This window comes from Massilia sp. Root133, assembly GCF_001426525.1.
Classification (GTDB): domain Bacteria; phylum Pseudomonadota; class Gammaproteobacteria; order Burkholderiales; family Burkholderiaceae_D; genus Telluria; species Telluria orientalis.
In genome coordinates this window covers 56,626-80,476 of the sequence record NZ_LMEW01000011.1, presented here as the reverse complement: position 1 = coordinate 80,476, position 23,851 = coordinate 56,626, and the positions used below count along the sequence as shown (strand labels likewise).

Genomic DNA, 23,851 nt, shown 5'->3' with positions numbered 1-23,851 from the left:
TGTGATCTGCAAGGGCCGAATCATCTGGACGTTCTACGGGACGCCATTGCTCCAGTCAAGGACCGGGGCATCGGCGTCCCGTAGTTTTTCAGTCGAATGGGGTCGTCAGTTCCTTGTCGTTCGTGTCCACCACGAACACCGCGAGGAGCTTGGCCGGCTTGGTCTTGCTGGCATTGGCGCTGACGCCGTGACGGTCCCCGGGCAGCTCGGAGAAGTTCTGTCCGGCCTTGTACGTGGTCACCGGTCCGTCGTTGACCTGGCTGCGGACTGCCCCTTCCAGCACGGTCGCGTAGATGAAGGCGGACCTGGCATGCGTGTGACCAGGCGAGTAGCCGCCCGGGCCGTATTCGACAAGCACGCCCTTCATGCTCTTGCCGGGAACGTTCGGCAACTCGTGCTGATAGACGAGGGTCACCTTGGCGTTTTTCGCCTTCGGCGCTTCGGCGAGGGCGCTGGCGAGCGGCAAAATGGCGACAAGCAGCGAACAAAGAATGCGTTTCATGGAGATCTCCTTCAGTGAGCGGATGCGGAATCAGGCCTGTGCCTGCGGGCGGCGGAGCCATTCGTCGAGACCGATACGGCCGAGGCGCGCCTCGCCCAACGGCACGAGCGAATGTTCGTCGACGCGTCCGCCGAAGTATCGGGCGTCGGGATCGCTCACCACCTCACGCGGGTCGCCGATCGCCTTCAGGTAGCGGGCGACAAATTCGTTGAACGGCGCGCGTTCCGGACCGGCGATATCGACAATACCGTTGCGCGGCGCTGCGAGCGCCACATCGGCAACGATGGCAGCGACGTCGTCCGACGCGATGGGCTGGAACAGGCCGGGCGAAAGCCGGACGATATTCCCATCCGTACTTGAAGTGGCGATGCCGCCGAGGAATTCCATGAACTGGGTCGAGCGAATAATCGTGTAAGGGCTGCCGGCGGCCTCGATCAGTTTCTCTTGCGCAACCTTAGCCCGGAAATAGCCATTGTCGGGCATCCGGTCGGTCCCAACGATAGATAACGCGACATGGTGCCGGACGCCGGTCGCGGCTTCTGCCGCAAGAATGTTGTGGCTGGACGTTTGAAAAAATTCCAGTACCGCCTGGTCTTCCCATGACGGCGCATTGGCGAGGTCAATCACGACATGCGCGCCGGCCATGGCCTCCTTGAGCCCCTCGCCGGTAATGCTGTTGATACCATTTTTGGGGGAGCCTGCGATGACCTCGTGGCCGCCCTGCCGCAGTATGGCGACGGTCTTCGAGCCGATCAGCCCGGTGCCGCCGATGACGACGATCTTCATGATGTGCCTTTCGCTAAGATAAGGAACAGACTCCAAAAGTCTGCCCCTGACTCTTAGACGGTCGGCGGGGTCGATCTGTGACAGGCAATCGTTCTTCTTGCGAAGCCGATCGATTTCAGCCGGCCATCAATTCAACAACCGGCTATGCTTCGGCAACTGCGCCGCAAGATACTCATGTTGGTCAGCGAGGATATTCCGGCCGCTCAGCAGATAATGCTCCGCGCGACACGGCACATACGGCACGTAGATCAGCGGCCGGAATTGCTCCACCAGCAGATTGCCCTTCTCCTGGTTGCAGCGCTTGCAGGCGGTCACGCAATTCATCCACGTGTCCTGGCCGCCGCGCGACCTCGGCAGGATATGGTCGCGCGACAGTTCCTTGTGCGCGAAGCGGTTGCCGCAATAGGCGCAGGTATAGCGGTCGCGCTTGAAAAGTAGATCGTTCTGGTGCGTCAGCGGCAGGCCGGTCCTGAACATGCGGGTCATGATTTCGCTGCCGGCGATGGCAATGATCGGCTTGACCGCGATTTTCGACTGCACGCCCGAACGGGAATAGCCGCCGCGGAAAACGAATTCGCGGCCGCCCAGTTCCCAGGCCACTTTGCCGAGTGCGTAATACAGGATGGCGTCCTCTGGCGCAATCCAGTCGAACGGGTTGCCTGCAATATCGAGTGCCAGGATTTGCGTGTTCATCATGTCACCTTCATTCCGTAGTGACAGCGTAGCTTGAACACAAATAAAAGTCAGCAATCGTGTGCTGACTTCGACGTCATCCCCGCAATCTCGCGGGCTTGGTGCCGAACGACTGGACCACGACCGGCTTCGCCAACCCGGCCAGGAAGCGGCCCAGCGGCGCTTCGACCCAGTGATAAAACACCGCCCCGGACGCCACGCTGGCCGCCCAAGCCCACACGACGCCTGCACCTTGCAAATAAGCATCATTCGGCACGAAGCGCGTGAACGCCGCATTCACGACCAGGCACACCGGAAAGTGGACGAGAAAAATCGAGTAGGAGATCTTGCCCAGGTAATTGATGAGCGACCATCCCGAGCTCGCATACGTGCTCAGCCGCGTGCGGCCGTACAGGCACAGGATGCAGGCCACGACCGACGCCACCGCGATGCGTATCCGGAAATCGAGTTCCAGCGCCAGCACGGCCGGCACCACCATCATCAACAGCAGGGAGAACGTCGCGATGAACGGGCGACGCGGATCGCTCGCCCACCACGCGAGGATGCCCAGGCCGTAGCTGCCGAAAAAGTAAGGCGCCCACACGTCGAAATCGGCGTCGCGGTTAAAGTACAGCAGCGAGATGCTCACGCCCAGCGTGACCAGCAGGGGCATCAGCCAGGGCATGAAGCGGTTGCCGGCGATGCGTCCGCCCAACCACAGCAGGCAAGTGATCAGCGCATACAGCTGGAAATCAATGGCGACATACCAAGCGCCGGCGGACAGCGATTCATAGCCCAGCACGCTGTGCAGCAGCAGGACGTGCGCGGCCAACTGGGACATGTTCGGCGGGGCCGAGATCGAATCGTGGACCATCCACGTGCGCGCGAGCGCGGACGCGCCGATCGCCAGGAACATGGCCACGATGAACGGCGGCGCCAGCTTGATGTAGCGGCGCCAGATCGTGCCCAGCGGATTGCCGATGCCCGGCATGGCGGACGGCGACAGCGATTTCGCGACGAGGAAGCCGCTGATGACGAGGAAGGCCTGGACGGCGATGCGGCCGTACTGGTCGAGCCAGTCGATAATCGGCGGCATCAGCGGCCGCGCGGCGTCGGCCATCGGGCCGTAGAACGCCAGGTGGTGCAGGACGATCAATTGCGCCGCACCGGCTTTCAAAAGGTTGATCAAACCAAACTGTTTTTGGACCGTCGCGTTCGGTCCAGACACTCCCGGATCTTTCATGTGTGAGCCCAGCCATTCAATGTTGCTCAGTGTCAATCAAGCAACAAAGTTGTCGATATGGCTGAGCGGGCCGCCATCATAGCCGAGCTGAATCGTGCGGGACCACGCTTTACACCTCGTAAAGCCTGTTACATTAAGATGCAAATTAATCGTAAAAATAACGGCCCAAATAACGTTTTGCGCGCGATTTCAGCCATTCATGGTAACTAAACTGTTTCAAGAACAACTTCCATACGCGTAATACCCCGCCGACGTCTGCCTCACATCCGTATAAGCGGCGACCATGTAATACCCCAGATACTGGTTCGAATTCTTCGCATACACCTGCCCATCCGCCCCGATGTAAGCCCGGCCCGCCGACACGTGCGACACATTGCTGGCATACCAGTGACTGCACGTGAACGGCGCCGCCGCGTTGCCGCTGACGATCTTGTCAATCATCGTCTTGATGGCGACCATTTGCCCGCCGCTCTTGGCGGGGAAATTCACGTCCTCGTAGCCCCACCAGTCCCAGCATCCGCCGGGATTGTTCGCGGTGACGATCGTTTGCGGATACAGCACGATCATGTTGTTCGTATCGGCCCAACGGTTATAGCCGGCATTCTGGTAAAACGCCGTGCCGACGACGGACGCGCTTTGCAGGCAGCCGTGGAATGCCACGTGCAGCCGGCAGGATTGACCCGCGGCACAGCTGGCCGGCACGTAGGCGTAGCCGCTGTTGGCCATGCTATAAAAATTCGGATTGAAATTGCCCCAGAAAACGGATTGGTCGAAGTTGATGAAGCTGCCGGACAGCACACCCGTGTTCTTCGGATTCAATGGCCCATAAATCCATTTCAGGATCTCGCCCGCGGTATCGAAGTTGCAGTTGTTGACGTACGGGATGCCGTTGATGGCGCAGCCGTTGCCGAAGAAATCCGTCGGGATCGAATGCTCGGCCGCGAGATTGTTCTTGTAATAGATATTGGCGGCCGGGAGGTACGAACCGTACATCGTCTTGAGGTCGTCCATCACGGGCTGGCGGACCGTGGAATCGATCGTTCCCGACAGCAGATAGACCTTCGATGCGGCCATATTGCTGGTCGGGTCGATATAGCCATTGCCCGACCACGTATTCACCACCGACATCAGGTACGGCAGATTGCGCGAGCCGGTATTCGCCATGCACGGACCGACCGAGATCGCGACGTTCCCCTGCGAGCAGTAGACAGGCCCGCCGGCGATGATGCCTGCGCCCTTTTTCACCGTTTTCGAATACGCGAAATGCATCTGCGCCGCCATGTGGGCACCAGAGGAAAAACCGGAGACCGACACGTCGTTCACGCTGACGTTGTACTTCGGTAAAGCGACGACCGCCGCGAAGGCGCTCGTGCCGAGAAAACCAATGAGGATGCCGGCAAGCTGCCTTGCCCTGATCAGGACGGTCATGCTGTCTCCGGTTGTTTTATAGGTTTGACCCGGATCAGCTTAGATGAGGCAGACCGATGTGCAAGCGCAAAGCGATGTGCGCTTGCGATCAGGCGGCTGTGCAAAAAACGATGCATCCAGAGCTGAAGCACGCCGCGTGTACCATGTGCGCATGACCTACCGCCTCGCCATGTTCGATTTCGACGGCACGCTCGCCGACTCGTTCCCGTTCGTCCTCACCGTCTTCAACACGATCGCCGACCAGCACGGCTTTCGCCGCATCGACGTCGCGCGCGCGGACGAGCTGCGCCACCTCCACGTACGCCAGATGATGGACCATGTCGGCATGCCGGCCTGGAAGCTGCCGCTCGCGTCGAAGACCTTCATGACGATGATGCGCGACAGCGCCCACGCGATTCCCCTGTTCGACGGCATCGCCGACGCGCTGCGCCACCTGCACGACCGGGGCGTGGTGCTTACCGTCGTCTCGTCGAATGCCGAGCACAACGTGCGCGCGGTGCTGGGACCCGAGCTGGCGGCGCTGATCCGGCGCTTCGAATGCGGCATGTCCGTGTTCGGCAAGGCGAGCCGCATCCGCGCCGTGCTCAAGGCCTGCGGCGTGGCGCCGGCGGATGCCCTGTATGTCGGCGACCAGGCGACGGATGCGGAGGCGGCGCAGAAAGCCGGCGTGGCGTTCGGCGCCGTCCACTGGGGCATTGCCACGATCGAAGCGCTGCGCGCGCAGGCATGCGCCACCGAGTTCGTCACGCCGGCCGACCTGCGCCGCATCGCCCCCGCATCCTGACCTGTCCCGCGCACATATCGGCGGCTGGCTTGAAGGAAAATACTTCGCATGCTAAACTTTCGCATATCAACAGTGAACAAGAAAAGTATTTACGAGGATCAACATGCGACTCACCGACCAGACCCTGAGCAGTCTCACCGCCGCGCTGACCCATGCGTCGCGCGCCTACCGTGCCGCCGCCGACAAGGTCGCATCCGACTTCGGCCTGTCCCAGGCGACCGGGCTGCCGGTGCTGGTCATCCACCGCTTCGGCGAGAACGGCGTGCGGCCGGGCATCCTGGCCGAGACGCTGAGCCTGGAAGCGTCGTCGCTCGTGCGCGTCGTCGACCACCTGATCGGATCGGGCCTCGTCGAGCGCCATGAAGATCCGCAGGACCGCCGCGCCAAGATCCTGCGCCTGACCGACGAGGGCCTCAAGACCGCCCACCAGATGGACCAGGCGCTGACGCCCTTCCGCCGCAAACTGTTCGGGCAGTTCGACGCGGCCGACGTCGAGGCCACGCTGCGTGTCCTGTCCGGCCTGCCGACGGCCATCACCACCATCCAGGCCGCATGAACTTGCCAACCCGGTCGGAGATCCTGTTCTCCGTCAAGTCATTCGCGGCAGCGATGCTCTCGGTCTATGTATCGATGCGCATCGGACTGCCGCGACCGTTTTGGGCCATGATGACAGCCTATATCTGCGCCGCGCCGTTCGCCGGCCCCGTCCGCTCCAAGGGGCTGTACCGCGCGGGCGGCACGGTGCTGGGCGCCATCGCCGTCACGTTCCTCGTGCCGCGGCTGATCAATTCCCCTGAACTGTTGTCGCTGGTGCTGGCGCTGTGGATCGCCGGCTGCCTGTATTTTTCACTGCTCGACCGCACGCCGCGTTCGTACATGCTGATGCTGGGCGGCTATACCGCCGGTCTCATCGCCTTCCCCGCCGTCAATGAGCCGGCCGCCATCTTCGACATCGTCCTCGCGCGCGTGGAGGAAATCCTGCTCGGCATCACGTGCGCCACCGTCGTGCACAGCCTCGTGCTGCCGCAGCCGTTCGGTCCGATGCTGGTGGCGCGCCTGGACAATGCCGTGCGCGACGCCCAGCACTGGATCCGCGACGCACTGAATCCGGCCGGCGACACGCGCTCCGCCTCCGACCGCCGCAAGCTCGCGGGCGACATCACGGAGATGCGCCTGATGACCACGCACCTGCCGTTCGACACATCGCACCTGCGCTGGACGGAAAAGGCGGTCAATGCGCTGCAGGAACGCCTGGCCGCGTTCGTGCCGATCGTCTCCGGCGTCGAAGACCGCCTGACGGCGCTGCGCGAGCTGGGCGCCACCGAGGTGTCGGAACGGTGGCACGCGCTGCTGCGCGACGTCGTCGCCCTCACCGAGAGCCCGAAGGACGTGGCCATCGATGCGCAGGGCGCCGCGCTGCGCCAACGCATCGACGCCCTCGAACCGAAGGTCGACGACACGCTGGGCTGGACCGGCATGATCGAAGTGAACCTGGCCGCCCGGCTGCGGCGCCTGATCGAGATCTGCGTCGAGACGCGCGCGCTGCGCCAGCACATCGACGCCGGCGTGCACGGCCGCCTGCCCGAGGCCGTGCGCCACCTGCCGGGCGTGCCGGTGAGCGCGCTGCACCTGGACCGCGGCATGGCCCTGCTGTCCGCGTTCGCCGCGGCCGTCGCCGTGCTGGCCTGCTGCGCATTCTGGATCCTGACCGGCTGGCCGTCCGGCGCGGCCGCACCGATGATGACGGCCGTGCTGTGCTGCTTCTTCTCCACGCAGGACGATCCGGTCCCATTCATCAAGACCTTCATGTGGTATTCGATCTACGCGATCCCGCTGTCGGCCCTGTACCTGCTGGGCATCCTGCCGGCCGTGCACAACTTCGAGTCGTTCGTCCTGGCGTGCGCCCCGACCTTCCTCGCACTGGGTGTCTTCCTCGCGCGGCCCTCGACGTTCGGACGTGCCATGCCGTTCCTGTTCGCCATCTGCGGCACCCTGGCCATGATCGACACGCACAACGCCGACATGGTGTCCTTCGTGAACAGCACGCTGGCGCAGGTGGTCGGCTACATCGCGGCCGCCGTCACGACGAGCGTGTTCCGCCGCGTGGGCGCGGGCTGGACGGCGCGCCGCCTGCTCAAGGCCGGTTGGAGCGAGCTGTCGCGCATGGGCACTGGCGAGCGCGTGCCGTCGCTGCCGGAATTCTCGGCCAGGATGGTCGACCGCGTGGGCCAGCTGACCCCGCGCCTCGCGCTGGCCGGCAAGGACCAGGACCTGCAGGCCGTCGACGCGCTGCGCGACCTGCGCATCGGCTTGAACATGACCCTGCTGCAAAGCGTGCGTGCCCGGCTGGGCCGCGGCGACGCGGCCGTCGGCCCGCTGATGAAGCAGCTCTCTCGCCATTTCGCGCTGCGCCCCAGGGTCGACGCCGGCTGCGAACGCAGCCTGCTGGACACGCTCGACAACGCCCTGCGCGCCATCTGCGCCGGCGAACGCGACGCGGCCCAGCGCGAGGCGCTCGCCGCCCTCACCGGCATGCGGCGCGACCTGTTTCCCAAGGCGGCGGCTTATCAGCCCTCGCTGGCAACTGCAATCTGAAAGGAGATCCGATGATCGGCGAAGTCAGCATCTACGGCCTCTACGTTCCTCCGCTCCTGCTGCTCACGCTGGCGGCGCTGGTGGTCTCGCGGCTCATCAACCTGGTCCTGGCGAAGACGGGCTTTTATCGCGTCGTCTGGCACCCGGCCCTGTTCGATTTTTCACTGTTCGTCATCGTGCTCGGCGCACTGACGTATTACACACGCAACTGGTCCTGAGATGGCTATGAAAACTATTTTGTCGACAATTGGCCGGGTAAGTATCACGGCGGTGGTGACCGCGGGCGCGGTCTACGCGGGCTGGCAGCTGTGGCGCCATTACGAGGTCGAGCCCTGGACGCGCGACGGCCGCGTGAAGGCCTATGTCGTGCAGGTCGCGCCCGACGTGACGGGCCAGGTGACCAAGGTCTACGTCCACGACAACCAGCAGGTGAAGGCCGGCGAGGCGCTGTTCGACATCGACCGCGCCCGTTTCGAACTGGCCTTGCGCCAGAGCGAAGCCCAGGTGACGGCGGCCCAGGCGGCGCTGGCCCAGGCGCTGCGCGAGAACCAGCGTAACACCCAGCTCGACGACCTCGTGTCGCAGGAAACCCGGGAACAGGGCCAGACCCGCAGCGACCAGGCGCGGGCCGCGCTGGCCCAGGCCATCGTCAACCGCGACACGGCGAAGCTGAACCTCGAGCGCACGCGCGTCGTCTCCAGCGTCAACGGCATCGTGACGAACCTCGACCTGCGCGAAGGCGCGTACGCCACCGCGGCGCATCCGGTGATGGCCGTCGTCGACAGCAGCTCGTTCTACGTCGAAGGTTATTTCGAAGAGACCAAGCTGCCCGGCATCCAGCTCGGCGACGCGGTCGACGTCACCCTGATGGGCACGCGCCAGCCGATCCGCGGCCATGTGGAAAGCTTCGCCGAAGGCATCACGGACCGCGACCGCAGCACCGGCGCCAACATGCTGCCGAACGTGAACCCGACCTTCAACTGGGTCCGCCTCGCGCAGCGCGTGCCGGTGCGCATCGCCATCGACCAGGTGCCGGCCAATGTGCGACTCGTTGCCGGGCAGACGGCGACGGTGAAGGTGTTGCCTGCTGTGGCCAAACCTTTGGCCAAACCTGCGGCCCAGGCGGTGGCTGCCGTTCCCGCCGCGACTACCACGCGTAAATCGTCATGAACCGCTACCGATCCTCCGTCAAGAAAGTCTTCACGCTGTCGCTGCTGGCGGCCGCGCTCGCCGCCTGCACGACGGTGGGCCCCGACTACCACGTGCCGAAAGAGGCCGTGATCAAGCGCGACGCGGCCAATGCCCCGTTCATGGGCGCGGCCGAGCAGTCCTTCAAGTCCGAACCGCTTCCGGCCGACTGGTGGCGCCTGTACCAGGACCCGCTGCTCGACAAGCTGGTCGCCAAGGCCTTCGCCAACAACGCCGACCTGCGCGTGGCCGCCGCCAACCTGCAGCGCGCGCATGGCGTGCTGGAAGAGGTCGAGGAAAAGAAGCGCCCCGAAGTCGAGATGAGCGCCGCCCCGCAATACGGCCGGATCGCCGGCGCGCAGCTGGGCATCCCGGAACAACTCCCCACCGACGGCCTGTACGACGCCGACGTCAAGATCGGCTACACGCTCGACCTGTGGGGCCGCATCCGCCGCGCCGTCGAAGCATCGGAAGCGGACGTCGAAGCCGCACAGGCGGCCAGCGACCTCACACACGTGATCGTCGCGGCCGACACGACCCGCGCCTATGCGGAAGCGTGTTCGGCCGGCTACCAGCTGAAAGTGGCGCAGGAGTCCGTCGATCTGCAGCGGAAGTTCGTGAATCTCACGGCCGAACGCGTCAAGCGCGGCCGCGGCATCGCCATCGACACCACCCGTGCACAAGCCCAGCTCGAACAATTGCGCGCCAACCTGCCGCCGCTGGAAGCGCGCCGCCGCACGGCGCTGTACCGTCTGGCTGTTTTGACAGGTGAAGTGCCGAGCCAGTTCCCGGCCGAGGTCGCGCAATGTTCGACGCCGCCGCGCGTGGCCGCGACGATCCCGGTCGGCGATGGCGCCGCCCTGCTGCGCCGCCGCCCCGACGTGCGCCAGGCCGAACGCCAGCTGGCCGGCGCCACCGCGCGCATCGGCGTCGCGACGGCCGAGCTGTACCCGAACATCAACCTGGGTGCGTCGGTCGGCATGATCGGCATGATGAACCAGTTCAACGATGCGAACACGTGGAAGTTCAGCCTGGGCCCGCTGATCTCATGGAGCCTGCCGGCGACCAGCTCCGCCCGCTCGCACATCGCGCAGGCGAAGGCCAGCACGGCCGGTGCGCTGGCCCGCTTCGACTCGGTCGTGCTGAACGCACTGCGCGAGACGGAAAGCGCGCTCACCGTCTACGCCCGCGAGCTCGACCGCAACGCCGCCCTGCGCGCCGCACGCGACCAGAGCGCGCTGGCGTCGCGCCAGTCGGCCAAGCTGTACCAGTTCGGCCGCACCGACTTCCTGTCCCAGCTGGACGCGGACCGCACCCTGGCCAGCGCCGAGAGCGTCCTCGCGGCGTCCGATGCCCAGCTGGCGGCGGATCAGGTGCAGCTGTTCCTCGCACTGGGTGGCGGCTGGGAGAACACGCATGCCAAGCATGGCGAGGAGCATGTCGCGCAGGCGCATCACGCGGAGTGACGCGCCCGGCGTTCACAACAATTTATCGAGCGTGATCGGCAAATCCCGCACCCGCTTGCCCGTCGCGTGGAACACGGCATTCGCGATGGCGGCGCCCACGCCCGTGATGCCGATCTCGCCGATGCCCTTGGCGCCCAGCGGGTTCACGTGCGGGTCGTCCTCGTCGACGATCTGTACGTCGATCGCCTGGATGTCGGCATTCGTCGGGACGTGGTACTCGGCCAGGTTGCCGTTCACGGCGCGCCCCTCCCGCTTGTCGATCAGCGTCTCTTCGAACAGCGCCAGGCCGATCCCCCAGACGATGCCGCCCATCAGCTGGCTGTAGCCCGTCTTTTCGTTCATCAGCTTGCCGACGCCGTAGACGCCCACGACGCGCGGCACACGGATCTCGCCCAGGTCTTCGTCCACCGTCACCTCGACGAACACGGAGCCGAACGCATGCATCGAGTACTTCTGCTTCTCGTCGCCGGGCTCGGCCTTGGCCGTCACCTCCACGGGACCGCCGTGGCGTGCGGCGATGGCCTGCATCGCTACACGCCGCGCCGGATCGTCCAGCAGGTAGAGCTCGCCACCATCCGACGTCGAATCCACGCCCACCTGATCGGCCGTCGCGCCGAACAAGGGCGAGCATTCATCGGCCGCCGCGATGCCGAGCAGTTTCAGGCGCAACGCCCTCCCCGCCGCCTGCACGGCCGGCGCCACGCTGGCCACCGTCGTCGATCCGCCCGAGACGGGCGCTTCGGGCATCTGCGAATTGCCCAGCTCGAAACGCACACGGTCGACGGGCACGCCGAGCGCATCCGCCGCCACCTGCGTCATCACGGTATAGGTGCCGGTGCCGAGGTCCTGCGTGCCGGAGCGGAACAGCGCGGTGCCGTCCGGCAGCAAGGTCGCGGAGCATTCCGCCGCCGAACGGTTCGTCGGATAACTCGCCGTCGCCATGCCCCATCCGACCAGTTTTTTACCTTGACGCATGGAGCGCGGCTGCGGATTGCGGTCGCGCCAGCCGAAGCGCTCGGCGCCGATCTCGTAGCACTGGCGCAGCGATTTACTGGAGAACGGCAAGTCCTTGCCGGGATCGCGCTCCGTGTAGTTTTTCAGGCGCAGATCCAGCGGATCCATGTGCAGCTCGTAGGCCAGCTCGTCGATCGCGCAATCCTGGGCGTACGAACCGGTGGCCTCGCCGGGCGCGCGCATGAAGGTGGGCGTACCGAGATTCATGCGTGCCAGCCGGTGCGACGTTGCCTGGTTCGGGCTCTCGTACATCATGCGCGTGACGAGGCCGCACGGCTCGATCCAGTCCTCGATCATCGACGTGTAGGCGATCGTGTCGTGGCTGGATGCCGTCATGCGGCCGTCCGACAGCGCCGCCATGCGCATGCGCTGCTCGGTGTTCGGGCGGGTGCCGACCGGGCCGAACATCTGGTTGCGGTCCAGCGACAGTTTCACGGGACGCCCCAGCTGCTTCGCGGCCATCGCGGCGAGCACCACGTGCGACCACACGGAACCCTTGGCCCCGAAGCCGCCGCCCACGTACGGGCAGATCGCCGTGACGTTCTCGGGCGGAATACCGAAGATGCTCGCGACGATGCGCTGCACGCCCTTCATGTACTGCGTCGAGTCGTACAGGGTGAGGCGGTCGCCGTTCCACTGGGCGATCGTCGCGTGCGTTTCGAGCGGGTTGTGGTTCTCGACCGGCGTCGTGTAGGTGACGTCTATCCGCGCGCTGCCGGCCAGCAGCCCCGCCTGCAAATCGCCCCGCTTCGTGTCGGTTTCTTCCGTCAACACTTTTTCCGGCGGATGCACGGACGCCTTGGCCTCCTCGAAATCGAGCACGGCCGGCTTGCGTTCGTACTCGATGCGCAGCCGGGCGCCCGCCTCGCGCGCGCGCTCGAACGTGTCGGCCACGACGACGGCGATCGGCTGGTTGTTGTAATAGACGTCGTCTTCCTGCAGCAGGGTCAGCCTGCGCCCGATCGGCGGCTGGAGCTTGCCGTCCTTCATGTTGGGAGGAAGCCGCATGGCGTTCGCGGGCGTCATCACGAGCAGCACGCCCGGCACCTCGCGGGCCGCGCTGTCGTCGATGGAGAGCACGCGTCCGCTGGGGATCGTGCTCGTGACCAGGACCGCATGGGCCACGTTGTCGACCGGATGCTCGGCCGAATAGCGCGCCGCGCCGCTGACTTTCGCCCAGGCGTCGACGCGATTGATGGGAGCGCCCGTGATCGTCATGCCATGCCTCCCATCTCGCCCGTGGCCTGACTGCCCGTGGCGATCCGCAGCGCCCGCGCGACCGCGCGCTGCGCCAGTTCGACCTTGAACGCGTTGTGCGCATGCGGCTGCGCACCGGCGACGGCATCCGCCCCGACCTTGCCCAGCACGTCGTCGGTAAGCGCGCCCAGCGACTGGCCGCGCAATCTCCGCTCCGCACCCAGCGCCCGCCAGGGTTTATGGGCCACGCCGCCCAGCACGATGCGCAGGTCGCGGATGGTGTCGCCGTCCACGTCGACGGCCGCCGCCACCGACACGAGCGCGAACGCATAGCTGGCCCGGTCGCGCACCTTCAGGTAGTGCGCATGCCTGGAAAACGGCGTAGGCGGCAATTCCACCGCCGTGATCAGTTCGCCGGGGCGGATCACCGTGTCGTCCTGCGGGCGGTCCTCCGGCAAGCGGTGGAACTCGGCGACGGGCAGCTGCCGCGCGCCGTCCGGCCCCTGCAGGTGGATGACCGCATCGAGCGCGACGAGGGCCACGCTCATGTCGGAAGGATTGGTCGCGATGCAGTGCGGGCTCGCGCCCAAAATCGCGTGGATGCGGTTGTGGCCGTCGATGGCGTCGCAGCCCGAGCCGGGATCGCGCTTGTTACAGTGAGGGAAAGCGGGATCGGTAAAGTAATAACAGCGCGTGCGCTGCAGCAGGTTGCCGCCAATGGTCGCCATGTTGCGCAGCTGGGCCGACGCGCCGTTCAGCAGCGCCTCCGACAGCAGGCGATAGCGCTGGCGCACGAGCGGATGATTCGCGGCCGCCGTGTTGCTGGCCATCGCGCCGATGCGCAGGCCGCCACCCGGCAGCTCGTCGATGTCGGCCAGCGCGAGCCGGCTCACATCGATCAGGCGGACAGGCTTTTCGATGCCGCTCTTGTACAGGTCGAGCAGGTTGGTGCCGCCGCCGATGTATTTCGCACCCGGCTGGCGCGCCAGCTCGAGCGCGTGGTTCACATCCCTGGCACGGTCGTAGAAGATCGATTGCATGCACGTCCCCCTACGCCTGGCGCAAGACCACGCTGTGGATGGCCTTGACGATGTTGGGATAGGCGCCGCAGCGGCACAGGTTGCCGCTCATGCGCTCGCGGATCTCGTCTTCGGACAGCGCGCCCGGCGCCAGCTGGTCGCCTTCGGTCAGCATGCTGGCCTGCCTTGCCTTCACTTCGTCCAGCAGCGCCACCGCCGAACACACCTGTCCCGGCGTGCAATAGCCGCACTGGAAGCCGTCGCAATCCATGAAGGCCTGCTGCATCGGGTGCGGCTGCCCTTGCTCGCCGAGGCCTTCCACGGTCGTGATCTCGCGGCCGTCGTGCATCATCGCCAGCGTGAGGCAGGCGTTGATGCGCTGGCCGTCCACGAGGACCGTGCAGGCCCCGCACTGGCCGCGGTCGCAGCCCTTCTTGGTGCCGGTCAGGCCCAGCACCTCGCGCAGCGCGTCCAGCAGGGTCACGCGGGGTTCGATCGTCAGGTTGTGCTCGGCGCCATTGATCCGCAAGGTGAGCGGTTGCGGCGGCGCATGGAGCAACGTCGCGCCCTGCGCACGCTGCTCCGATAGACTCTGGTCATCGTCTGGCATGACTTTGCTCGCTTTCGAAGATGGATTGCCTGATTCATCATCTCCGAAATCAAAAAATCGGGGAGCGCGCGAGAAGCGTGCCGTTGCGGCAAGTGTTTGAAGCGCTCTATACTCGCGCAGAGATGCACAGAAGCATCAGCAACCCGGAAATGACCATGCGCTCCCCCTTGCTCCTGTTGACACCGCTCTTGCTGCTGGCCGGCTGCGTCAACGAATCGGCCAGCTACACGATCGACAGCAACGACCACGCCCTGACGGTGGTCGTCACGCAGGATTATTTCTGGAGCAAACAGGCGGGCCTGCGGGTGATCGCGTCGCGCCTGCCGGACTGCCAGCGCCAGTTCGACCTCGGCAAGACGCCGCTGGCCGACCTGAACGTCGAGCTGTTCTCCACGGGCGACGACACCTTCGTGCTGCGCGCGGGCGACGCGATGTGGCAGCTGGAAACCCGTACCTGCAGCCAGTTGCCGGAACCGTCGGACAATGTGCAGGCCCAGCCGATCGGCGTGTTCCACATGGATGCGAAAAAGAAGCTCGTGTTCGAGCCGGCGGAAGGCTCGGTGGCGGCCACGCGCTAGCGCTCACACCCGCCGGCGGCAGGCCGGTCATCCGGCAACGCAGCCCGGATCAGTGCTGCCCGGTCAGCTGGCGCAGCCGTGCGATTTCGGCCGTGCGCCCGAGCCGGTCGAGCGTCTGCTCGAGCAGGGTGCGGTCGCCGTCGCGCAGCATCGTCCATTGCGTGAAATATTCATGCACGGTACGCCAGGGCGGAAACTCGGGCGGCATGCTGCGCCAGGCGCTGCCGGTGTGGAGGAAGTACAGGACGGCGCAGAACACATCGTACAGGTCGTGCTTGCGCGGCCGGGTCTTGCGGCGGGCCGCTTCGAGCATTTCACGCACGGTCTCGAACTGTTCACGCGGTACATCGCTTGGAAAGGTTTGCCTGGCCATGTCGATCGCCTCAAATTCACTTGGAGACACATGATCCGGAACAGGTTCCCGATCATCGACGGGGCGTAGCGCATTGTCGCGACGGATTCGAACACGGCGCCCAGTAAATACAGTCTAGCAGCGTGTTCGGAATCATGGCGCCTTTTTTTTGCGGCGCCATGCGTGCGGGGTCGGGCAGGCCGTCAGTCGCGGGCCAGCGACAGGAACTCGGTGCGCAGCGCCAGGTTCGGCTGCAGTTCGCCCAGGAGGGTCGACGTGATGGTTTCCTCGCCCGGCGTGCGGATGCCGCGGCTTTCCATGCACATGTGGCGGCACTTGATGACCACGCCCACGGCCTTCGGTTCCAGCACTTCCATCAGCGTGTTGGCGATCTGGACCGTCAAGCGTTCCTGCACCTGCAGGCGCTTGGAGAACACGTCGACGAGGCGCGTCAGCTTCGACAGCCCGACGATCTTGCCGTTAGGCAGATAGCCCACCGTCGCCTTGCCGAAGAACGGCGCCAGGTGGTGTTCGCAATGGCTGTAGACCGGAATGCCGCGCACGACGATCAATTCGTTGTATTCCTCGGCGCCGTCTTCGAACGCCTTGAGGATCTCGACCGGATCCTGGTCGTAGCCGGAAGTCCAGTGTTTCCAGGCCTTGGCGACACGCGCGGGCGTCTCGTGCAGGCCGGAGCGATTGGGATCTTCGCCAAGGCTTACCAGCAGGCGGCGCCAGTCATTCTCGGTGAAGACTTCTTTGTCAGACATGGTTAACCCTAAAATTTTCGATTGCCGAGAGTATATAGAAAATGGAGCGGATCCACCGATGACGGCGGCTTCCTTGCGCAAAACGAAAGCCGGACTGTGGCGGATGCGCTAGCGTAGTCGACGTCCTTGTCACTGCGCGGAGAACAGCCATGCTTGGGAGCACCGTCCTGGAAGTCGCGATCGGCCTGACATTTTGTTATGGCACGGTCGCCCTGATCGTCAGCACCTTGCAGGAAGCGTTGGCCGCGGCGTTCCGGCTGCGTGCCAACACCCTGCTGGCGGGCGTCAAGAGCATGCTCAACGACTCCCGCTTCGACGGGCTGGCGCGTGCCGTCTACCAGCATCCGCTCGTCAACCCGCATGCGGACGGCACGCAGCCGAGCGAACGGGACATGCGTACGCGGCCATCGTACATCGAACCGGCGCATTTTGCGATTGCGCTGGTGGACAGCCTGTGGAAAGTGCCGGGCGACTTCGCCCAGCTCGGCAACGCCATCGAGACGATTCCCGATCCGCAGGTCCGGCAGGTGATGCGCGGGCTGTACGGGCGCGCGCGCGACCTGCAGCAATTCCAGGACATGCTGGCCGGCTGGTTCGACAACGCGATGGCGCGCATGTCCGGCGCCTATAAACGGCGCCAGTTGCTGATTTCCCTGCTGCTGGCACTGCTGCTGGCGATCCTGTTCAACATCGACAGCATCCATCTGTTCCGCACGCTGTGGCAGCAGCCGGCCCTCGCGGCGCATCTCCATGACGCGCCCGGCGCGCTGGACCCGGCCGTGTTCGACGCCCTGATGGCGCTGCCGATCGGCTGGACGCGGTTCCCTCCGGTAGCCAATGCCGATTTCGCGCTGCAGGTCGCGGGCTGGATCGTCACGGCGTCGACCGCGCTGTTCGGCGCCCCGTTCTGGTTCGACCTGATGCAGCGCGTCGTGCGCATGCGCAGCACGGGCACGCGGCCGGAAGAAACGCCGCTGGCGCTGCGCGTGGAAGGCAGGATCGCAGCTACGCCGGTACCGTGAGGGGGCTGGCCGTCAGCGGCCGGGCGGACGGTGGCTGTCGACCAGCATGCTCGAGATCGACACGTGCGCCACGCGCTCCGGCCACTCGTCGCCCGGTCCGAACCAGCGCGCCTCGCTGATCTCGTTGGGATCGGTACGGATGTCGCCGTCCAGGTAATCGGCCGTGAACGCGATCATCAGCGAGTGCGGGAACGGCCACGACTGGCTGCCGAAATAGCGCAGGTTGTGCACGCGCAGGCCCACTTCCTCGAACACTTCGCGGTGCACGGCTTCCTCGATCGTCTCGCCCGCTTCCAGGAAGCCGGCCAGCGGCACGAAGCGTTTGACGGCGGACTGCGTGTGCAGCGCCAGCAGCACCTTGTCGCCATTGCGGATCAGGACCATCATCGCCGGCGAAATGCGCGGATAAGCCATGTGGCCGCAGTTCACGCACTTGAAACAGCGCTCGCCCGCCGCCAGCGCGGTGCCGCTGCCGCAGGCGCCGCAGAAGCGGTGCGTGCGCGCCCATTCGGCGATCTGGCAGGCGCGCGCGGCCACGCCGAGGTGGCCTTCGTCGAACTCGCCGAACAGCGAACGCAGCCCGCGCCAGGCGTGGCCGGGCGGTGCCAGGGCTTCGTCGTCGACCCAGGCGGTCTGGCAATAACGGGCGTCCAGCAGGCCCACCGGCTGCAGGCGCGGCGGGTCGAGCGCGAGGCTGCGCACCGCGGCCTCGTCGGGCAGGCCGAGGTCGGCCTCGCGCACGAGCAGCCGCCCGCCGTGGAAGACGAAGGACAGCGGTGCGGCATCCTGCTGCGGAGCCATCAGGGGCGTGAACGAGGCGGGCGTCTGGAGCATGAGGTATCCGGTCATCAAGGGATTGCCTTCGATGATACCGTCTTTCGCCGCACCGTTCAGGCCGCCATCGACATCCAACGACCGCGCGAATGGATGAACTAATCCAGCTCATCGTGCTCCAAGCCTCAGCAGGACCGCAGCGCAACCCAACGCGGAGGAGACGATGAGCGTGATGACCGAAGACAGCTTGAGCGGCGCCAGCTACCGGCACGGCGGCGGCTGGTGGGATGGTCCGCGCAGGTCCGCCGGCTATCGTGTCCAGAAGCCCGATCACTGGATCTTCACCGAGACCGGCCTGGCGCGCGGCGACGCGCTCGGACGGCATAGCTGGCCGCCGCTGGCGGGCTATGAATGCGACGGCGTCCCGCTCGACGTCTTCGATGCCGGCCATGACGCATTGCTGTCCGTCTGGGCGGACGAGGACGGTACGCCGGACGGCTATGCATTGCTGGCGGCGGCGCGCCTGGGCCCCGACTGGCAGGAATTTCCGGCACGTGCACGCCACGCGGCCGGCGAAGGCATCCACACGGCCGCCATGGGCCTGTTTACACGCAACGGCACCGTGTTTTCTGCCGGAACCACCGATTGGGCGCAAGTCCTCGACGCCGGCCGGGATCGCCAACTGGAGCGCGTCACGCGTAATGTCCTCGATGGCCTGTTGCGAAGGTAGCGCGGTAACTCAGGCGACAAAGGAGCAACAAGTGTACCGTCGACCACTGCTGCAGCGTCTCGATCCGCCTTCGGTGATCGTATTCCGCGCCCTTCACCTGGGCGACATGCTGTGCACGGTGCCCGCCCTGCGCGCGCTGCGCGCCGCCGTGCCCCGTGCCCACATCGCGCTGGTGGGTTTGCCGTGGGCGCAGCAATTCGCAGACCGGTTCAGTGCGTACGTCGATGAATTCATCGCCTTTCCCGGCCACCCTTTGCTGCCCGAGCAACCGGTCCGGCATGCTGCGCTCGCGCGTTTCTACAACAGCCTTTGCACCCGCCAGTTCGCGCTGGCGCTCCAGTTGCACGGCAGTGGCGACGTGAGCAACGACATCGTCAGCGGCTTCGGCGCACAGGCGATGGCCGGGTTCTGCCGTGGCGCGCCCGTCGTCCGCGACCGCACCGTCCTGTTTCCCTATCCGGAAATCGGGGCAGAACCGGAGCGCCTCCTGTCGCTGATGGAGCAACTGGGCGCGCCGTCGACCGGCGTCCACCTGGAATTCCCGCTGTCGCGCGACGACGAAGACGAGTGGCGCGCCAGCGGCCTCGGCGCCTCGCTCACGCCCGGCGCCTACCTGTGCATCCACCCGGGCGCGCGCAAGCGGGACAAATGCTGGCCGGCGGCCTTGTTCGCGAAGGTCGGCGACCGCCTCGCCGCCGAGTTCGGCCTCAAGGTGGTGTTGACGGGATCGGCCGAGGAAGCGGACCTGACGGCCGACGTGGCGTCCCGCATGCACCACCCGCCAGTCGACGCCGCCGCGCCCATCTCGATCGGTGCGATGGCCGTCCTGATGCGTGATGCCAGGCTTTTGCTCTGCAACGACACGGGCGTGTCCCACATCGCGGCCGGCCTCAGGCTCAAAAGCATCGTCGTGTTCAGCAAGGCCGACATCGCCCGCTGGGCGCCGCTCGACCGCCACACGCACCGCTGCATCTGGGATCCCGGTGCGGAGCGCGCCCAGGTGGTGCTGCAACATGCACGCGCCTTACTGGCCGGCACGGCGCCGAGCCGCCAGCGCAGTGTCGGCATGTGGCCTTACTGGTGACTCTTGACGAGCCAATGCCGCATGGGCCAGCGCCTCCACCTCGTCGATGCCGACATCGGCGACAAAGCTCACATCGTGCGGACAGCGCGCTCGCAGATTGTCCTGATCGCAGACAGGGCAGCGTGTCCGCACCGACATGGCCGCATGCAACGTCGAGGGCCGCAACGGCAAACCGTCGATCAAATTCGTCAGCCAGAAGATGCCGACACTCGGCACACCAAGCGCCAGGCCCAGGTGCAGTGGGCCGGTGTCGTTCGACACAAGCAGCGCGGCACGCGCCAGCAGGCCGCACAGCCCGCCCAGGCTCAGCCGGCCTGCGAGTGCGGCGGCCGGCGCGTGCATGCGCGCCACGACCTCGTGCACGAGATCCGCTTCGTCCGGCGAACCGTTGACGGCGACACAGGCGCCGTCCTGCGCAAGCCGGTCGCCCAGCGCCGCGAACGATGGCGCCGGCCAGCAGCGGCGCGGATCGGTCGACCCCGGCTGCAGCACGATGAGCCGTTTGCCAGCCAGCCCGGGCATGATCGCCGCGGCCTCGTGCCGGTCGGCTTCCGTGAGCGCGAGTTCCGGTTGCGCATCAAGCGGCAACCGCATGGCCGCACCGGCCAGGCCGGCGATCTCGAGCAAGGCCAGCCTGCGCGGGCTGGGCGCGCGAAACGGCACCCAGCGATCGAGCAAGGGGACACCCGGCGCGCATGCCCCCGCCGTCAGCCGCGCACCGCAGCGCAACAGCAACGGATTCGAATGCCGCCCGCCCCCATGCATCTGCAGTGCGAGATCGAAACGCTCGGCGCGCATCGCGTCGACGAAGCGCTCGACCTCTTCTGTTGAAGTCTCGTGTGCGCCGACGCCTTGCACGGGCGGCACCTCGACGACCCGGTCGACCGGCCCCGGCCTCCCCTGCAGGAACGCACGATGCCAGGCTTTTCCCGCCAGGACCAGTTCGGCCCCGGGATACGCCTGCTTCAACGCGTGCAGGGCCGGCAGCGCGAACACGAAGTCGCCCACCGCACCCGGCCGCAGCACGACGATCTTGCGCACATCGTGGACACGCATGTCGTGGACACGCATGTCGTCCACACGCATGTCGTCTACACGCATGTCGTCTACACGCATGTCATCGAGACGATCATGGATCGGTCGCATCGTGCGGCTCGTCGTGTGGCTCACTGAGCGGCAACACATACGGCGCATCGATGGCCCGTGCCGTGATGGTCGTCGGCAGTTCCATGTGATACGCACCGGACGGAAATATCGCGCAGCCGCCGTAAAGCGCCATCACACGCTGCTGGGCCAGCACATCTTCTCCGCAATGCTGGGCCGGCAGGTCGCGCCAGAAGTCGAAGCCGCCCACCGCGCGCAGCTTGGCCGTATCGAACATCACGCAGCCGCCGACCCAGGCGATCTTGTAGCGCCGCGTTGCTCCGGCTTCGTCCGCCAGGCGGGTCTGCACGTGAAAGAGGTTCGCCGCACTGTGCAGGTGATGACGCGCCCACGCCGGGCTGCCGGGCCGCACGGTTTCCGGCGTCACGGGACCGTCCCAGAATTCGATCGCTTCCTGCATCGGCCGCAACTGGCCCAGGTGGCTCAATCCGTGCAGCGCACTACCGACGAGGCCGCATCCCTCTTCCCGTAGCGCGGCGTGCAGACGGGCGACGAGGTCCGGTTCGAGGATCACGTCGTCGTCGACGAACAGGCAGCACGGCGAGCGCACCTGGGCCAGCAGGAAGGCGCGCTGTTCGGCCATGCCGCGGCGGCGCGGGCGCCGGAACGTGTCGACGCCGCGGCCGGTGACGCGCAGGTAGCGCAATACCGCCTGCACCTCGCCATGCGTGCAGACGCCTTCGCCATCCGACTGGTCGGCAAGCACGATGCGCAAGGCCGGCCAGGTCTGCGCGCCAAGCGCCGCCAGCGTGACCGCGAGCGCAGCGGGGCGGTTGCGGGTCGGGATCAGGACGTCGATCGTCTCGTTCACGGCGCCGCCCTTCCATCCCCCTGCACCTGGCCGTTGAGGTACGGGTTCAGCGCGGGATCGTTGTACATCTTGAACTGGCGATAGAGCTTGAAATAGGCCCGTCCGGCCCGCGCTTCCGTGAGCAGCAGGTCGAGGCAGGACATCAGGTCCTGGCGCTGCGCGAGCAGGCGGTCGAGCCTGGCGGTGCACGCGCGGACGTGGGCGTCGTCCGCATCGACGCGCTGCGTCTGCGCGCGCATGTGGTGGATCTTCAACGCGAGGATCGACAGGCGGTCGATCATGGCGCCGGCCGTTTCGCTGGAGAGCCGCGCATCGGGCACGCAGACGACGTGGCGCAGGCTGGCCAGCAGCGCTTCGTCGATGGATTCGACCGCGTCGTTGCGTTTCTGGTTGTAGCGGTCGATCAGGCGCTTGCCGGCCGCGATTTCGGAAGGGGGCACGTCCAGCCGGCGCGCCCGGTCTTCCTCGCGCCACAGCAGGCCGTTGTAGCGGTGATTGGCGGCGATCCATTCCCATACGCCCAACCGGCCCGCATCGGCGGCGACGTGCGACATCACGGGCCAGTCGCGTTCGCGCAGCTGGCGGTCGTGGAACCAGACGACGGACACGGCATCGATTTCGCTTTGCATGGCAACTCCGATCCTGGGCAGACGAGTGACGTTTGCTTGGAGTACGCAGGCGTACTGGAGTTCTGCGGAATGCGCGCGGCCTTGGCACAGCGCAAAAAAACGGGGCGGCGCCATCGGCGACCGCCCCGGAACAGGAGGATAGGTGAGAACAGATTACTTCAGCAGGCGCGAGCGGCTGGCCACGAAGGCGATCAGGCAGGCGAGGCCGCCGATGTAGGCGATGGCGATCTGCATGCCCATGCCCTGGGCGATGGCGCCGATGACCGGCGGGCCCATCAGGCTGCCGCTGTAGGCCATGCTGGCCACGCCGGCCAATGCCGCCGGACCCTGCGCGCCCGCCGCGCTGAACACGAACGGGAACACCAGCGCCAGGCCCATGCCCGCGACGGCGAAGCCGAACAGGGCGAACCAGGCATTCGGCGACAGCACGGCGAAGAACAGGCCGGCGGCGCCCAGCATCGAGCCGCTGGTGACGAGCGAACGGGCACCGTAGCGCACCTTGAGCTTGTCACCGACGAGGCGGGCCAGCAACATCATCACGGAGAACGACGACAGGGCCAGCGGCGCCAGGCCGTCCGACGCACCGAAGTGCTCTTTCAGGAACACGCCGCTCCAGTCGGCGATGCTGCCTTCGGCCATCGAACCGAAAAAGCCGAGTGCGCCCAGGAACAGCAGCGGACCGCGCGGCAGCGAGAACGATTTTTTCTCGACGACTTCACCGGCGTCGTCCGCATCCAGCGACGCATGACCGTAATAGAGCGCCAGGGCCAGCGGACCGCCCAGCATCACGAAATGCGTGAGCGGCGCGATGTGCAGGCCGGCCATCAGGCTGCCCAGGGTCGCACCCGCCAGGCCGCCGGCGCAGCCGAGGCCGTGCAGTTTCGACAGTTCCGACTTGCCCGACTGCTTTTCGCGGCGGGTGGCGGCCGAGTTGACGGCGACGTCGAACGTGCTGGCCGTGATGCCCAGGCCCAGGACGGCCATCATCAGCAGCGGCACGGTCGGTGCGCCGCCGATGGCGACCAGCACGGCCAGCAGGGCCAGACCGGAAAACAGCATGGTCTTGCGGGCGCCAAGCGAGCTCATCATGCGCGATGAAATCGGGTACGACAGAACGGCACCGAGGCCGCCGCACAGCAGCACCATCGACAACGCCGAGTGCGACACGTGCACGCGTTCGGCCATGGCCGGAATACGGCCGGCCCAAGAACCCATGATCACGCCGAATACCGTAAACAGGAGCGGCAGGGCGAACGACTGCGATTGCGCGAGCGGGAGGCTGCGGGAGCGGGCGGCAGTAGTAACGGGCAAATGATTTTGCATTTAGTAGATGACTTTTTTTAAAAAAATGTCTGAATCAAAAAGCAAACGCCAACCGAGCGGTTGGCGCGTGGAAAGCTGATGGGAGGCAATTCTAAACGGTTTGCGAGAAC

Annotated in this window: 24 protein-coding genes and 1 pseudogene; 10 read left to right on the top strand and 15 right to left on the bottom strand. The window is 66.0% G+C overall.

The window, feature by feature from the left end; translation table 11 throughout:
* Positions 1–88: 88 nt before the first annotated feature.
* The 5 genes from ASD28_RS10590 to ASD28_RS10570 all read right to left on the bottom strand — a co-directional run bounded on the left by ASD28_RS10590 (position 89) and on the right by ASD28_RS10570 (position 4,631).
* Positions 89–502, bottom strand: a complete 414-nt coding sequence (locus ASD28_RS10590; protein WP_056126905.1) for a cupin domain-containing protein — start codon at positions 500–502, stop codon at positions 89–91.
* Positions 503–532: 30 nt separating this feature from the next.
* Positions 533–1,288: an SDR family oxidoreductase gene (locus ASD28_RS10585; protein WP_056126904.1), complete on the bottom strand. Its 756-nt coding sequence runs from the start codon at positions 1,286–1,288 to the stop codon at positions 533–535.
* A 126-nt stretch (positions 1,289–1,414) separates the two neighbouring features.
* Positions 1,415–1,981 (bottom strand): HNH endonuclease, encoded by a 567-nt coding sequence (locus ASD28_RS10580; RefSeq protein ID WP_056126968.1) that lies wholly within the window; start codon positions 1,979–1,981, stop codon positions 1,415–1,417.
* A 76-nt stretch (positions 1,982–2,057) separates the two neighbouring features.
* Positions 2,058–3,149 carry an acyltransferase gene (locus ASD28_RS10575; RefSeq protein WP_307167969.1) on the bottom strand — a complete coding sequence of 364 codons (1,092 nt, stop codon included), beginning with the start codon at positions 3,147–3,149 and terminating at the stop codon, positions 2,058–2,060.
* 270 nt (positions 3,150–3,419) lie between these two features.
* A complete protein-coding gene (locus ASD28_RS10570) occupies positions 3,420–4,631 on the bottom strand; it encodes a hypothetical protein (RefSeq protein WP_056126902.1) in 1,212 nt (403 codons plus the stop codon).
* Between the two features lie 151 nt (positions 4,632–4,782).
* On the opposite strand from ASD28_RS10570, the gene ASD28_RS10565 reads away from it, so the two are divergent.
* From ASD28_RS10565 to ASD28_RS10540, 6 genes are all read left to right on the top strand, one after another.
* The gene (locus ASD28_RS10565) at positions 4,783–5,415 is read left to right on the top strand and encodes an HAD hydrolase-like protein (RefSeq protein ID WP_056126966.1); all 633 of its coding nucleotides are present in this window, start codon (positions 4,783–4,785) and stop codon (positions 5,413–5,415) included.
* Between the two features lie 103 nt (positions 5,416–5,518).
* On the top strand, positions 5,519–5,971 hold the full coding sequence (locus ASD28_RS10560; RefSeq protein WP_056126901.1) for a MarR family winged helix-turn-helix transcriptional regulator: 453 nt from the start codon (positions 5,519–5,521) through the stop codon (positions 5,969–5,971).
* A complete protein-coding gene (locus ASD28_RS10555) occupies positions 5,968–8,010 on the top strand; it encodes an FUSC family protein (protein ID WP_056126900.1) in 2,043 nt (680 codons plus the stop codon). Before ASD28_RS10560 ends, ASD28_RS10555 begins: the two co-directional genes overlap by 4 nt.
* An 11-nt stretch (positions 8,011–8,021) precedes the next feature.
* Positions 8,022–8,228, top strand: a complete 207-nt coding sequence (locus ASD28_RS10550) for a DUF1656 domain-containing protein (protein ID WP_025511664.1) — start codon at positions 8,022–8,024, stop codon at positions 8,226–8,228.
* A 7-nt stretch (positions 8,229–8,235) separates the two neighbouring features.
* On the top strand, positions 8,236–9,180 hold the full coding sequence (locus ASD28_RS10545) for an HlyD family secretion protein (protein WP_229412257.1): 945 nt from the start codon (positions 8,236–8,238) through the stop codon (positions 9,178–9,180).
* Positions 9,177–10,664, top strand: coding sequence for an efflux transporter outer membrane subunit (locus tag ASD28_RS10540; RefSeq protein ID WP_056126898.1), 1,488 nt, complete (start codon positions 9,177–9,179; stop codon positions 10,662–10,664). The genes ASD28_RS10545 and ASD28_RS10540 overlap by 4 nt, the downstream gene beginning before the upstream one ends.
* Before the next feature lie 12 nt (positions 10,665–10,676).
* Here ASD28_RS10540 and ASD28_RS10535 read toward each other — a convergent pair whose 3' ends face one another.
* Genes ASD28_RS10535 through ASD28_RS10525 form a run of 3 tightly spaced genes read right to left on the bottom strand, consistent with a single transcriptional unit; the run spans position 10,677 to position 14,504 of the window.
* Complete coding sequence (locus tag ASD28_RS10535) at positions 10,677–12,896, bottom strand: xanthine dehydrogenase family protein molybdopterin-binding subunit (protein ID WP_056126897.1); 2,220 nt, start codon at positions 12,894–12,896, stop codon at positions 10,677–10,679.
* Complete coding sequence (locus tag ASD28_RS10530) at positions 12,893–13,915, bottom strand: xanthine dehydrogenase family protein subunit M (protein WP_056126896.1); 1,023 nt, start codon at positions 13,913–13,915, stop codon at positions 12,893–12,895. The genes ASD28_RS10535 and ASD28_RS10530 overlap by 4 nt, the downstream gene beginning before the upstream one ends.
* Before the next feature lie 10 nt (positions 13,916–13,925).
* Positions 13,926–14,504: a (2Fe-2S)-binding protein gene (locus tag ASD28_RS10525; protein WP_082577558.1), complete on the bottom strand. Its 579-nt coding sequence runs from the start codon at positions 14,502–14,504 to the stop codon at positions 13,926–13,928.
* A gap of 155 nt (positions 14,505–14,659) precedes the next feature.
* On the opposite strand from ASD28_RS10525, the gene ASD28_RS10520 reads away from it, so the two are divergent.
* Positions 14,660–15,082, top strand: a complete 423-nt coding sequence (locus ASD28_RS10520) for a hypothetical protein (RefSeq protein WP_229412258.1) — start codon at positions 14,660–14,662, stop codon at positions 15,080–15,082.
* A gap of 97 nt (positions 15,083–15,179) precedes the next feature.
* On the opposite strand, the pseudogene ASD28_RS10515 reads toward ASD28_RS10520, so the two are convergent.
* Positions 15,180–15,455, bottom strand: a pseudogene (locus tag ASD28_RS10515) (transposase); the annotation flags it as partial.
* A 182-nt stretch (positions 15,456–15,637) separates the two neighbouring features.
* Positions 15,638–16,204, bottom strand: coding sequence for a GTP cyclohydrolase I FolE (folE, locus tag ASD28_RS10510; RefSeq protein ID WP_036238638.1), 567 nt, complete (start codon positions 16,202–16,204; stop codon positions 15,638–15,640).
* A 149-nt stretch (positions 16,205–16,353) separates the two neighbouring features.
* On the opposite strand from folE, the gene ASD28_RS10505 reads away from it, so the two are divergent.
* Positions 16,354–17,226 carry a hypothetical protein gene (locus ASD28_RS10505; RefSeq protein ID WP_056126892.1) on the top strand — a complete coding sequence of 291 codons (873 nt, stop codon included), beginning with the start codon at positions 16,354–16,356 and terminating at the stop codon, positions 17,224–17,226.
* A 12-nt stretch (positions 17,227–17,238) separates the two neighbouring features.
* Here the strand turns inward: ASD28_RS10505 and nudC are convergent, their stop codons facing one another.
* A complete protein-coding gene (gene nudC, locus ASD28_RS10500) occupies positions 17,239–18,060 on the bottom strand; it encodes an NAD(+) diphosphatase (RefSeq protein WP_082577561.1) in 822 nt (273 codons plus the stop codon).
* Positions 18,061–18,223: 163 nt separating this feature from the next.
* Between nudC and ASD28_RS10495 the strand changes: the two genes are divergently transcribed.
* Both ASD28_RS10495 and ASD28_RS10490 read left to right on the top strand, forming a co-directional pair.
* On the top strand, positions 18,224–18,730 hold the full coding sequence (locus ASD28_RS10495; protein ID WP_056126891.1) for a N,N-dimethylformamidase beta subunit family domain-containing protein: 507 nt from the start codon (positions 18,224–18,226) through the stop codon (positions 18,728–18,730).
* Positions 18,731–18,761: 31 nt separating this feature from the next.
* Complete coding sequence (locus tag ASD28_RS10490; protein WP_056126890.1) at positions 18,762–19,814, top strand: glycosyltransferase family 9 protein; 1,053 nt, start codon at positions 18,762–18,764, stop codon at positions 19,812–19,814.
* Here the strand turns inward: ASD28_RS10490 and ASD28_RS10485 are convergent.
* From ASD28_RS10485 to ASD28_RS10470, 4 genes are all read right to left on the bottom strand, one after another.
* Positions 19,755–20,960 (bottom strand): glycosyltransferase family 9 protein, encoded by a 1,206-nt coding sequence (locus tag ASD28_RS10485; RefSeq protein WP_229412259.1) that lies wholly within the window; start codon positions 20,958–20,960, stop codon positions 19,755–19,757. The two genes, ASD28_RS10490 and ASD28_RS10485, sit on opposite strands and share 60 nt — an antisense overlap.
* Entirely contained in the window at positions 20,944–21,789 is an 846-nt protein-coding gene (locus tag ASD28_RS32715) for a glycosyltransferase family A protein (RefSeq protein ID WP_056126889.1), read from the bottom strand. The genes ASD28_RS10485 and ASD28_RS32715 overlap by 17 nt, the downstream gene beginning before the upstream one ends.
* Entirely contained in the window at positions 21,786–22,418 is a 633-nt protein-coding gene (locus ASD28_RS32710) for a DUF4254 domain-containing protein (RefSeq protein WP_056126888.1), read from the bottom strand. Before ASD28_RS32710 ends, ASD28_RS32715 begins: the two co-directional genes overlap by 4 nt.
* A gap of 153 nt (positions 22,419–22,571) precedes the next feature.
* Positions 22,572–23,729: an MFS transporter gene (locus tag ASD28_RS10470; RefSeq protein ID WP_229412260.1), complete on the bottom strand. Its 1,158-nt coding sequence runs from the start codon at positions 23,727–23,729 to the stop codon at positions 22,572–22,574.
* Between the last annotated feature and the right edge of the window lie 122 nt (positions 23,730–23,851).